General features: G+C 37.6%; 11 protein-coding genes, 1 tRNA gene and 2 pseudogenes. 6 read left to right on the top strand and 8 right to left on the bottom strand.

All coding sequences use genetic code 11. The features are described 5' to 3' along the window. Positions 1–20: 20 nt before the first annotated feature. A complete protein-coding gene (locus tag ACFIKD_RS03400; protein ID WP_375636136.1) occupies positions 21–929 on the bottom strand; it encodes a cation diffusion facilitator family transporter in 909 nt (302 codons plus the stop codon). A gap of 764 nt (positions 930–1,693) precedes the next feature. Between ACFIKD_RS03400 and ACFIKD_RS03395 the strand changes: the two genes are divergently transcribed. Next, complete coding sequence (locus ACFIKD_RS03395) at positions 1,694–2,503, top strand: TrmH family RNA methyltransferase (RefSeq protein WP_375644800.1); 810 nt, start codon at positions 1,694–1,696, stop codon at positions 2,501–2,503. 272 nt (positions 2,504–2,775) lie between these two features. Here ACFIKD_RS03395 and mnmA read toward each other — a convergent pair whose 3' ends face one another. Beyond that, positions 2,776–4,005: a tRNA 2-thiouridine(34) synthase MnmA gene (mnmA, locus tag ACFIKD_RS03390; RefSeq protein WP_375644801.1), complete on the bottom strand. Its 1,230-nt coding sequence runs from the start codon at positions 4,003–4,005 to the stop codon at positions 2,776–2,778. Positions 4,006–4,144: 139 nt separating this feature from the next. Then, positions 4,145–4,348 carry a hypothetical protein gene (locus tag ACFIKD_RS03385; protein ID WP_375644802.1) on the bottom strand — a complete coding sequence of 68 codons (204 nt, stop codon included), beginning with the start codon at positions 4,346–4,348 and terminating at the stop codon, positions 4,145–4,147. 45 nt (positions 4,349–4,393) lie between these two features. Between ACFIKD_RS03385 and ACFIKD_RS03380 the strand changes: the two genes are divergently transcribed. After that, positions 4,394–4,669: a DUF1153 domain-containing protein gene (locus ACFIKD_RS03380; RefSeq protein ID WP_015856675.1), complete on the top strand. Its 276-nt coding sequence runs from the start codon at positions 4,394–4,396 to the stop codon at positions 4,667–4,669. 130 nt (positions 4,670–4,799) lie between these two features. Here the strand turns inward: ACFIKD_RS03380 and ACFIKD_RS03375 are convergent, their stop codons facing one another. Next, positions 4,800–5,186 carry a flagellar export protein FliJ gene (locus ACFIKD_RS03375; protein WP_375636133.1) on the bottom strand — a complete coding sequence of 129 codons (387 nt, stop codon included), beginning with the start codon at positions 5,184–5,186 and terminating at the stop codon, positions 4,800–4,802. 565 nt (positions 5,187–5,751) lie between these two features. Here ACFIKD_RS03375 and ctrA point away from each other — a divergent pair. Beyond that, complete coding sequence (ctrA, locus tag ACFIKD_RS03370; protein ID WP_375647224.1) at positions 5,752–6,453, top strand: response regulator transcription factor CtrA; 702 nt, start codon at positions 5,752–5,754, stop codon at positions 6,451–6,453. Positions 6,454–6,676: 223 nt separating this feature from the next. Here the strand turns inward: ctrA and chpT are convergent, their stop codons facing one another. Beyond that, entirely contained in the window at positions 6,677–7,315 is a 639-nt protein-coding gene (gene chpT / locus ACFIKD_RS03365) for a histidine phosphotransferase ChpT (protein ID WP_375636132.1), read from the bottom strand. Between the two features lie 216 nt (positions 7,316–7,531). Between chpT and ACFIKD_RS03360 the strand changes: the two genes are divergently transcribed. Both ACFIKD_RS03360 and ACFIKD_RS03355 read left to right on the top strand, forming a co-directional pair. After that, entirely contained in the window at positions 7,532–8,128 is a 597-nt protein-coding gene (locus ACFIKD_RS03360) for a DUF1134 domain-containing protein (RefSeq protein WP_375636131.1), read from the top strand. A 27-nt stretch (positions 8,129–8,155) separates the two neighbouring features. Continuing rightward, positions 8,156–8,798: pseudogene (locus tag ACFIKD_RS03355) on the top strand (hypothetical protein). Between the two features lie 342 nt (positions 8,799–9,140). Here ACFIKD_RS03355 and ACFIKD_RS03350 read toward each other — a convergent pair. Continuing rightward, the gene (locus tag ACFIKD_RS03350; protein ID WP_375636130.1) at positions 9,141–10,259 is read right to left on the bottom strand and encodes a DegT/DnrJ/EryC1/StrS family aminotransferase; all 1,119 of its coding nucleotides are present in this window, start codon (positions 10,257–10,259) and stop codon (positions 9,141–9,143) included. A 49-nt stretch (positions 10,260–10,308) separates the two neighbouring features. Then, positions 10,309–11,265 carry a Gfo/Idh/MocA family protein gene (locus ACFIKD_RS03345; protein ID WP_375647258.1) on the bottom strand — a complete coding sequence of 319 codons (957 nt, stop codon included), beginning with the start codon at positions 11,263–11,265 and terminating at the stop codon, positions 10,309–10,311. Between the two features lie 180 nt (positions 11,266–11,445). Here ACFIKD_RS03345 and ACFIKD_RS03340 point away from each other — a divergent pair. Further along, a tRNA-Met gene (locus ACFIKD_RS03340) sits at positions 11,446–11,522 on the top strand. Between the two features lie 343 nt (positions 11,523–11,865). Here the strand turns inward: ACFIKD_RS03340 and ACFIKD_RS03335 are convergent. Continuing rightward, positions 11,866–12,291 (bottom strand): annotated as a pseudogene (locus tag ACFIKD_RS03335) (late control protein); the annotation flags it as partial.

Raw genomic sequence — 12,291 nt, 5'->3', positions numbered from 1 at the left:
GCAATTTGAAAAAAATCTTTTTATATAAAAGGTATCACCGTTGTACCGGGAGGCAATTTTGCCTCATCTTCAGGCTCGACATGAATAGAAATACGCACATTATCAAATTCTTTTTGAAGAACACCTTCGATTTTATCACAAATCTTATGTGCTTCTCCTACCTGCATTACAGCAGGCACAACCAAATGAAACTCTATAAAAGTAACCCTCCCAGCAACACGCGTCCGTAAATCATGAACCTCAAGCGCACCAGATGCATTTGCAGAAATCAGCTCCCGAATCCGCATGCTTTCATTCAATTCAACGCCGACATCCATTAATCCCTGAATAGCATTTCTAATCACCTTCCAGCCCTGTAAGAGAATATTAACGGCAACGATTATCGCTAAAATTGGATCTAAAACTCCCCATCCTCCTACAAAACCAGCAATCAGACCAATTAAAATTGCAAGCGAAGTAAAAACATCTGTTATAAAATGGACTCCATCAGCTTTAAGAGCCGGTGAGCGATGATGTTTTCCCTGCCAAATAAGGACCATTCCCCACATACAATTTATGACAGTTGCAATAAGATGAATAACAAGCCATATTCCAGGCTTCTGCAATAATTGAACGGTAGAAAGAGCTATCCATGCTTCTCTTAAAATAACAATTGCCGCAATAATAATGAGTATCCCTTCAAGAATTGCGGAAAAATATTCCGCTTTATGATGCCCAAAGGGATGATCCTGATCCGCTGGCTTCATACTCACTTTAACAGCCCACCATGCTGCCGATGACGCAAGGATATTAACTATTGATTCCAATGCATCAGAATAAAGTGCAACCGAACCTGTGATGTGATATGCCCAATATTTCAAAGCAAAAACAATACACGCAATAAAAATAGAGTATAAAGTTAAGCTTTGTATATTGATTTTTACATCCATGAGCCTCATCCTTTTCTTCACGAAATAGGGAATTAATATTTTCAACCATATCATTATACTTTTGGCATATCGACGATATTTCCTCAATATTACAGAAGCTTCATCATACAATAAACGCCCCAGCTCACCATTATTATCGTAAAAACTGCTCAGTTACACGAACAGCACCAATAAAGGAAGAAGAAAGGAAAATAATAAACAAAGAGCTTTCCCAAGAGCAATCAAACACATCATCTTCATTATTAATCGTTTTCTGAATAACTTAAAGCCATTTCACATCTCATAAACAAAAAACTTGTTTTTGCTCAAATGTATCATGATCATGCGTTATTTTTCAGTCTTATGATGTGCATTATAACCCATCTATAAGCCATCTTTGCACCTTAGAAAAATATCTTAGCGCTCTACTGTAACCTTACAGATCAACTGGATTTTAAAATATGATTTACTAAAAAATTGAGATATAAAAAAGAAGAACAGTGATACCCTCAAAAAAAGAATCTGGGCATTGGGGACCCAGATTCTTTTCCCTTAGAAATTAAGGGCATACAGAACTTGGGAAATAGCGGGGACCCAAGACACTGCACCCGATACGAGAAAAATATATGATTCCGTACCAGTGTTTTTATACTATACCTATGGTTGTATATTGTCAACATAAATTCTACCATAAGTTTTAAAATAATGTTTTTTTATCTCTTTTTTTTAAATAAAATAAATTCTAACATCTGGAAATCATAAGAAAAAAGCACTAAAAATCTCGCATGCATTTGAATATCATAACAATCAATGAAACAGATGATCCACGCCTAAAAGCCTATCATAATATCCGTGAAAAAGATCTTGTTGGACGGCAACATCAATTTATTGCTGAAGGCAAAGTAACCTTGTCCGCATTACTGCACTCGAAAGAGTTTTCTGCCATCTCACTGCTCACCGTAGCAAACCGTCTCTCTGGACTTCTACCGCTTTTAGAAAAAACACAGCCTCTATGTCCCATTTATTGTGTTCCACAAAAAGTCATGGATAATATCACCGGCTTCCATGTTCATCGTGGTGTCTTGGGTATTGGTAAACGCAAAACACTGCCATCCTTACAAAGTTTTCTACAACATCTTCCAGAAAAAGCTTTGATTCTTGTTTTATGTGGTATCTCGAATCACGATAATATGGGATCAATTTTTCGTAATGCAGCAGCCTTTGCCAGTAATGGCATTATTGTCGACAAAACCTCATGCGATCCACTTTATCGTAAATCAATAAGAGTTTCTGCCGGCGCTGCTTTAAAAGTACCCTATACGCAAAACGCTGATATAAATGACATTATAGCTGCTCTAAAGGATAAAAGATTTCATCTTTATGCACTCTCCCCTTCTGCTTCACACACTCTCAAGCAAGCCAACAAAACTAAAAGAATGGCACTTATTTTTGGAACAGAAGGCGATGGCTTACCGCCCCATATACTACAACAATCAAAAACCTTACGTATTCCCATGACTAACGGTTTTGACAGCCTTAATGTTGCCACAGCCTCAGGTATTGCACTTGCCCATTTTACCAACTTTGACCACTAAAAATGATAACACTTTAAGTTGTAAAACATATCCAATGTTGTATGTTATTCATCAGTCCCAATAATGTTGCTGTTCCCTAGCATTTGAAAGCATTGATTAAAAAGCATTTTATATTTTTCTTATCAATGCTTTCCACACCCTAACCCCGCTCATGACGTGCAAAAGACATAATTTTGATGGATCCAATCATAAAACAAACTCTCAATGAGAGAACCTTCTGGAAGTCTCTCATTCAAGTTTAAGGTTAAAAATTATCGTTATAAATCAATTGACTATGTTTTACGAAGCTGTTGTTTTAGTTCAGAGGAAACAGAATCTTTTGTTTCGAGATTGCATAAAACGCGCTTTAACATCATTTCAGTATCGGCCGCACGTTCTGAATGTGTTACAAATCCTCCCCCAAGAATACGTGCCTCATGACCATTTCCATCATAAAGAACGCAAGCTTGCCCTGGTGCCACACCATTTTCACATTCCAATAAATCAACGGAAAAAATACCTTCTTTATAATGTAAGCGCGCAAGGTGAGGAGGACGCGTTGAACGCACCTTTACAGCTACCTCAATACCTTGAGAAGGAAATTTATCTAACGACTCATCACCAAGCCAATTCACATCACGTAAAAAAAGCTTATGCGTTTCTAACATTTCACGCGGTCCAACAATAACACGTGCATTTTCCACATCGAGATAAACTACATAAAGCGCTTCACCCGTTGACACCCCAATACCACGACGTTGACCAACCGTATAATTAACAATTCCCGAATGTTTACCTAAAATCTTTCCATCAATATGGACAATAACGCCAGGATTAGCGGCTTCTGGACGCAGTTTTGCGATAACATCTGAATATTTTCCTTGTGGAACAAAACAAATATCCTGACTATCATGCTTATTGGCAACCACAAATCCCATTTCTGCTGCCATTTCACGAACGCGGGCTTTTGGAAGATCACCAAGTGGAAAACGCAAATAATCAATCTGTTCTTGTGTCGTTGCAAAGAGAAAATAACTCTGATCACGATCATTATCGAGAGGACGAAAGAGTGCTCGATGCGCTCCGTGGGAACGCGAACGAATATAATGTCCCGTAGCCAAAGCATCTGCCCCCAATTCACGTGCTGTTGCTAATAAATCAGCAAACTTAACCGTTTGATTACATGCAATACATGGTACTGGTGTCTCTCCATGAGCATAGCTTTCTGCAAAAGGGTCAATAACAGCTTCGCGAAAACGCTTTTCATAATCAAGAACATAATGCGGTATTCCTAATGTTTCTGCAACGCGGCGAGCATCCTCAATATCTTGTCCTGCACAACATGCCCCCACCCGATGCGTTGCTGCCCCATGATCATAAAGCTGCAACGTAATGCCAATAACATTATACCCTTCCTTTTTCAAAAGACCTGCAACAACCGATGAATCAACCCCCCCCGACATTGCAACAACAATGCGAGAATCCTCAGGTTGTCCTGGTAAATCAAGACTGTTTAAAAACATGTATTCATTCTCTATTTAATGCTCTGTTTAATGGCTACCCATATGTTAACATTTTGATGTACGCTCTTCAGCACTTTTACACGATTGATTGTCTTTATATTGTTTTTTTATCTTTTCCACAACCATAGGCATTACTTTCTTAAAGGCTGCTGCAAACAAAAAAAGAATGATAGAAATAAGGCATAATGGCAATCGTTTGGGAGAAAACCTTTTTTGCTCTTTTTAAAATCTGAAAAATATTACAAGAAGCTCTTCTACACACTTCACTTAAACTTCTTTTTACGTGCTCAATCACTTTATTAATTTTTTCTTTCAGCGTGTTTAGCTCTTTTTTAAATTTCATGCTCTATAAACGAATCAAGTCCTTGACTAAAGGTAGAGGATACGAATGACCAATTTGATAAAAACACAAATGAAATATGTTATTGGGCCAGATGGAAGTCCGCTTACAATTGCCGACCTACCGCCGCAAACAACACGACGCTGGGTGATTCGTCGCAAAGCTGAAGTTGTTGCGGCTGTCAGAGGTGGATTGTTAAGTCTTGACGAAGCGTGCCAACGTTATACTTTGACTGTAGAAGAATTTCTTTCATGGCAAAGTTTGATCGATGAACACGGTTTAGCGGGATTACGAACGACCAAGATTCAAAACTACAGGCATTAAGTTGCCATTAATTACGATTCGATAACATAAAAAAACTTATAAAACAGCCAAATTTGATAAAAATTTGGCTGTTTTATACTATACCCAAAAGATAAATCTGAAAGAATGGATTTTTCAATAATTGCTTTTATCATCCAACCATTGAATTAGATTGAATCAAAATATCCTCATCATCCGCAGCAATCTTCTTTTCTCGTGCTTCCAAAAGCTGTGCACGTTGCAGCTCTGTATTAGCTTCATGGAGAGCAATTTCAGCGTTTGTTTTTTGAAGCTGTAAATCACGAATTGAATTGATCAGATTATCACGTCTTTGCCGCGCTGCACGCGCAAAAGCAGAATAAGCGAAATGGTGAACATCATTGTTTCCAGATTTACGTTCTTCATTAGTAATCTGTGCTTCCAGCTCTAACACCATTCGTTCAAATTCTGCGATCATCATCTCAAGCTGTGCAATTTCACGGCGTTTTCCACGCACTTGAAACATCCTCAATCGCACCATATTTTCTCGCGGCTTCATACTCACTACTCCTTGATTGCGCCAACTCAAAACTCGCATTCACACCCAATAAATATCTTTTAGTTATATGTCTATCCGACAAAAACAGTCTATTGACTTGAAATTATAATAATTTTCGCCTTTCATTAAAGCATCTGAAAATACAATCTGCTTTAAAGAGCAATAACTATTTCTTTACTTTTCCCTCCATTATAAAATGAAGAGGTTTAAAGCTCAGTAAATAAACACTGAAATTGTAAAAAAGTAATTTATAATGCTCTTTTACAAATTTTTTTAAGTTAAAGTTTATAGAAAAAGCCGTTCTTTTTTTATTATGTTAAAAAATATGCGATTTTTCTAAAATAATTTTGTAGCCTCTTTCAAAAATAAAAATATTTTGTTAACCACTATCATGGATAGTGGGGAATTTAGTAGTGATTGTTACGCGTACTACTGAAATATACATAAACACTTTGTTATAAGTGTTTGATTTCATGAATTGTTTTTATAACAGTGGCTTTGCTAACTGATTATAAAATAGAAATGCTCCTTATGATTCGTGAAGGAGCGAAGTGAGGGATCTAAAATGCGCGTATTATTAATTGAAGATGATAGAGCAGTTACTCAAAGCATTGAGTTAATGTTAAAGTCAGCTAACTTTAATGTTTATATCACTGATCTGGGTGAAGAAGGTATCGATTTAGGAAAACTCTATGATTATGATATCATTTTGCTTGATCTGAATTTGCCCGACATGTCAGGATATGATGTCTTGCGGACTCTAAGGTTGGCAAAAATAAAAACTCCTGTCCTAATCCTTTCTGGTATGAATGCCATTGAAGACAAGGTCCGTGGTTTTGGCTTTGGAGCTGACGACTATATGACGAAGCCTTTTCATAAGGATGAACTCATTGCACGTATCCATGCAGTTGTTCGTCGTTCTAAAGGGCATGCACAATCGGTTATTGTTACCGGTGATCTCACTGTTAACCTTGATGCAAAAACCGTCGAAGTTGCAGGGCGCCCCGTTCATTTAACCGGAAAAGAGTATCAAATGCTAGAGCTTCTCTCTTTACGTAAAGGTACCACCCTTACTAAGGAAATGTTTCTCAATCATCTCTATGGTGGAATGGATGAACCAGAACTAAAGATTATCGATGTTTTTATCTGTAAATTGCGGAAAAAATTGGAAGCAATCTCTTCTAGTGTAAATTACATTGATACAGTTTGGGGACGTGGTTATGTATTACGTGATCCAGTTGAAGAGAACGTACGAAAAACCGCTTAAGCAGTGAAAATGCACTTTGTAAAATCTCGGAGTGTAGCGGGCCGAGATTTTTTCCCGAGATCTGTTCTCTGTTAAAAGTAGAAAACTCGCACACCAAGAATCTCATATAGAAAGCGCTTAAAGCTTAAGAAGTAACCACACAGAATTTACACATATAACCCTATTGCTCATAAGTTCAATCGAAGCCACTTTTCCCAACACGGCTTAAGCGCTTCTCTCTTATTCAAAGCTTTTTTACACTTTCTAAAACAATACAATGATCACTTTCATCAATATTTATTTTCATCTCTGTCATCTGAGAAAGTAACATTGTGTAATAAAATTGGATGACATGTGCATCAATAAGCTCTTCTTGAACTTCTCCACGAAATAACGCAAGAAAATGAGGGGGTATACGGAGAGTTTTACCGAAAACCTCAAATCGAAAAGAACGTTTATTTTCTTCTTGCAAAATCATAACAACAATTTCACCACCACGAGAAACTGTTGCGTTTGCAATCAATAATAAATTAAGCAAAAGTTTAACTTCATCTTTTGGTAACAATAAAGAAGAAGCTTGCCATTTTAAAGTTGCTTTTTCTTCTTTCATATATTGTTGAGCAACCTGCTCTGCAGCCCGTGTATCTATTTGTCCTCCACTTGCACCAGCAAAACCAAAAGCCAATCGCGCAAATTGTAGACGTGCAGCAGCACTCGCAACGGATAAACGCACCAATTGTAAAGCATCTTCTTCAGCTCCTCCTTCATCATAAAGCTCCATTGCATTTTGAATAGCCCCCACAGGTGAAATCAAATCATGGCAAATGCGACTACAAAGCAAAGCAGCAAGATCCATAGGCTTCAAAGAAATATCTAACTTCATAATGATTGAAAACTCCTAGATTCAAAAAAACAAACTTTATTTTAAAGAAAAACTCTTAATATCTGATGCATAGTAGGAAACATTAACAATCATGCTAAAAAAATTTCAGAAATAAATTCAAGAATTTAAATAACCTTATATCTTATTTTTTATTTGAATAGAATGAAAATTCTAATATTATCTTTTTGTTTATCACTAATAAAAGGAGAAAACTCCATGGCTCTCTCTCTGCTCAAATACTGGTACAAAAATATTATATCTTTAATCCTCCTTTTATTCATCACCATAAACACTGCAGATGCTCAACTACAACCAATAGAGCAAAATGAACCCCATTATTCACTCCAAGAAATTATTGATTCTGGTCATCTTTTTTTTGGAAAAACAGCTAGTGGTCTGGCTGTTGCAATTCAAAATATTTTTTCACAATACGGTTATCCCAATGCCTATATTTTAGGAGAAGAAGCTTCTGGTGCCTTTTTTGCTGGATTAACCTATGGCGAAGGAAAGGTTTTTACCAAAAGCTATGGTCAACATAAAGTTTTTTGGCAAGGTCCCTCAGTAGGATGGGACTTTGGCGGCCAAGGCTCCCGTTTAATGATCTTAGTTTACAACCTTAATAGCATAAATAATTTATGGAAACGCTATGGCGGTATTTCAGGTTCGGCCTATTTAATTGCAGGTGTTGGTTTTCATGTCCTCAAATACCATAATACCTTGTTAATCCCAATACGTACAGGAATCGGCGCACGCCTTGGTATCAATATAGGATATTTAAAATTAACACCTAGACCGACATGGAATCCGTTTTAAACGTATTCTTATTTGAAAAGGGGTATTATGCTTATTCAATCGTTTCTTTTTTTTATTCTTGGAGTTGCTTTCACTTCTTGGGTACTGGTGCTTTTGTCTCCTTTTATTTGGCGTAAAGCCGTTCATTTTGCGTATAAAGATGTTTGTGCGCAAATGCCATTATCACTCGCGGAAATAGAAGCAAATCACGATTTTCTTCGTGCACAACATGCTGTAGAATTAGCAAAAAACCAACAAAAGTACGAGTTTTTGCAAAAAAAATACGCCCAACAAAAAATACAACTGAGCCAAATAACAGAACAATTTTATCGGCTATGCCTCCCCATACAAGACACTCTCACCAAAGAAGCGATAGCAATCAAACAAAATATCGCCACAATACACACTTTCAAAGGAAAGAAAAATGATGCGTGAAAAAATCGCACACTATCAGCAACGTTTACAAAAAATCCAAACTCATGAGCTTGACACGACTGCTAACCACCAATTGCTGGAAGAACTCCGTGAAGAAACAAAAGAACTTGCAGCAACATTGGCAGCTCAAATAGCGCTACAAGAGGGGAATACATCACCCATCAATACATTGATTCAAAAATCAAAAAACAAAAATGACCTCGCATCACGTATTCGCAAAAAAATCACTTGTCTCTCCAAAAGCTCTGTTAAATAAGTTATCTTTTAAAACACCTTGAATGAAGAGTAAAACCAACAAAGGTTCATTGTAACTTTCATAACCCAAATCCTTTTTATTAAACGTGACTTTCTTGCTAAGCTAAACGACAAAGTTTCTTAACCCATACCGTTCTGTTAAAAAGCATCTTTCTGTTAAAAAGCATCTTCTTGTCTAGCAGATTCCACTTGCTAATCATATCACCGCCCTAAAGGACAACATTTCATAGGTCCTAGAAAGCAAATAATACCAAAAACATTGGTCACACGCTCTAACAAAAATACCTTCTAAGATGGGTCACCAATAGAGCTCTTACGATAATTTTAAGGATAAAACACGCTCTCAAGAGTGATAAAAATCTCTTATTTTTTGGATAATCATATCCTGATCCGTTTGTGTCAAGTAAGGATGCATTGGTAAACTTAAAACACACTCTCCTAAAGACTCTGAAACAGAAAGGGAATCTTTTACATAAGGAAAGTGTTTATAAGCTGGCTGTTGATGTAACGGAGTTTTATAATAAATCATTGTAGGGATAGATTTTTTTTGTAAAAAATCTTTTAATTTATCACGTTCTTTTACCTTAATCGTATATTGTGCATAAGCAGAACGAATATTTTCTCCTATTTCTGGAACTGTAACAATATCTCTTAAGCCATTGGAATAGCATTGAGCAATTTCTACACGCTTTTCCATTTCATCTTCAAAGATCGCAAACTTTTCTAGTAAAATTGCAGCCTGAATGCTATCTAAGCGCGAATTCATGCCAATACGTACATTGTCATATTGCGTTTCACCTTTACCATGAAACAAAATAGAGCGTAAAAGTTCTGCAAAATGATCATCATTGGTCATCATAGCGCCTCCATCGCCATAACATCCTAATGGTTTTGCAGGATAAAAACTTGTAGCAGCCACATCACCAAAAGCACCGCACATAGTATTACCGCTTCTTCCACCCATAGATTGAGCAGCATCTTCAATTACAAAAAGATTTTCCTTTGCAGCCACTTGAGCAATTTGCACATAGTCAGCAGAAAGCCCAAATAAATCAACAGCAATAATAGCCTTTGGCTTTAAACGTCCCTCTTTTTTTACCATTTCGATAGCGTAAGAAAGTTTTTCAACATCAATATTGAATGTATCAGGTAAAACATCAACAAAAACAGGCTTAGCCCCCACTAAAGCAACCACTTCAGCCGTTGCTGAAAATGTAAAACTAGGACAAAACACAGCATCCCCTGGACCAATATTTTTAGCCATAAGAGGCATCTTCAAAGCATCTGTTCCATTAGCACATGCAATCACATGTTTAACGCCAAGATATTCTGCCAATTTCTCTTCAAATTCTGTTACTTCTGGTCCCAAAATATACTTACCACTAGCGACCACATGTGCAATTGCAGAATTAATTTTATCTTCAATACGCGCACGCTGCGCCCCAAGGTCGATGAATTGCATATTAACTCCATTGATCATCACAAGAATGCAAAAGCGCTACCTATCTCTTTTATCTATCATAATTGACACCAGCAGCTGTTAAAATCCGTAAAACCGCAATAGCATCATCACCATTTGTACAAGGTGATTGACGCGTTTCAATACAATGAAGAAAGTGCCGTAATTCGCAAGTAAGCGGCAAATCTTCACAAACATCAATATAATTCAGCTCATTCATGCTAAAAGCCCACTCTTGATTTTCTTTCCAAACGGCAAAATGGTGCATTGCCAATTTACGGCTCCACGGTTCCATATCATCAAAAACGAGCATAGCTTTTGTTCCAACAACAGTTAAACGTCTCTCACGATAAGAACTCAAGCGTGAAGTAAAAAGATGACTACGCACACCATTTGGAAAAGTCATATGAATATGAGAAAAATCAGAAATCTGATCAACGACAGCAGCCCCCTCACCGCGAATTTCGGAAGGTTCACACCCTGTCAACGCCAAAATCATTGAGAGATCATGAGGCGCAAGATCCCATAAAGCATCGCTGTGTGTGTGAAATTTTCCAAAGCCTAATCTATGAGAATAAATATATCGCACATCTCCCACTTCTCCGTTTTTCACCAATTCACACATTTTTTCAAAAGCCGGATGAAAACGTAAAATATGGCCCACCATAAAAACTCGCTCATAAGCCTCAGCCTCCTGAACTTGGCGTTTAGCATCAGAAACATTCAAGGCTATTGGTTTTTCCACCAAAACATCTTTACCATTTTTAACAGCACGGAGCACATTTTGCGTATGCAATTGTGGCGGCAGAGCTAATACCAGCGCATCAATATCTCGATGCGTAAAAAGATCATCTGGTGTAACAAGCTCTACACCATACATCGTTGCAAAACTAGCAGCACGATCATTATCAATATCAGAGACTGCTGCCAAAGCCCCGAGAGAATGGAGTGTCCGTATATGATTTTCACCCCAATGACCGCATCCTAAAACCGCTACACGTGGCACCATTTTCATGCCTTACCCTACTTTATCATATAAAATTACACTTTTACATATCGAGGATAAAATAGAATGACAAGAGAAAAGCTTAAAAACGATGCTTGACATCTTACTATTCTACCCCTTATATCCGCAAAAGATGTAATTCTTTACAATTATGATTGCTTATTTTGTATGATTGCTTATTTTGGCGGAGTAGCTCAGTAGGTTAGAGCAGAGGAATCATAATCCTTGTGTCGGGGGTTCAAATCCCTCCTCCGCTACCATTACTTTTTTTGTTGTGTAGTTTTAGCTTGTCATTGGTGTATGTATGTATGTAGCTTGCCAGCGGGTTTTGTATATTTTGCCACTAGGTTTTGTACCAATTTATTTTTTCTCAAAGAGTTTTAAAGTGGTTCTCAAAGGATCTTCAAAGACCTTTCAAAGATCATTTAAAGCCTCTTTTTCTTTTCTGCTCAAAATCGCAATTTGAGATGATCAATCAAATTGACTGATGATTTTTCTGTATCCTAAGCACATTATTCAGGACATTATTAAAAAGAGAAGCGTTTAAGGAATTGAGTAGACATTACCTTATTGCTGTACTCATGCAATTGGTGCAAGTTGCACCTATTCCTCATCACGACCGATCAAAGGGTCAAGTTGTCCCTTTGATTTTTTGTCACTCAGAGTTTTCCTTTTCTCTTGTTTTTTTCCCTTGTCTGGCGCTTCGAGTGTAATTTCTGTGGTGTATCCGCTTTGTTTCTCATAGCAGTGGGTGACAGTGGAAGCTTTCCATGGACCATTGATTTGCATACGAAACCCTTGCAACACTAGAGGTTGATCCGCCATGATTTCTGGTCGCCCCGCAAGAGTCAAAGAACCACTGCCCACAGCACGACACAACCTGTCCGACTCGGAAGCAGCAGCAGCCAAAGCCTCTTCCTTGCTGGTGTAACAAGTGCGAAGACGCCGCACAGGACCGCTAACCCCTGTCTGATGCTTGACTTGGCATTGCTGCCCTTTTGAGCGATCAAAATAAGAAGCTTCAATGGT

Source organism: Bartonella sp. CR84HXZ, assembly GCF_042194535.1.
Lineage (GTDB): Bacteria > Pseudomonadota > Alphaproteobacteria > Rhizobiales > Rhizobiaceae > Bartonella > Bartonella grahamii.
The sequence above is the reverse complement of the archived record's forward strand: the minus strand, read 5'-3'. Positions and strand labels throughout refer to the sequence as shown.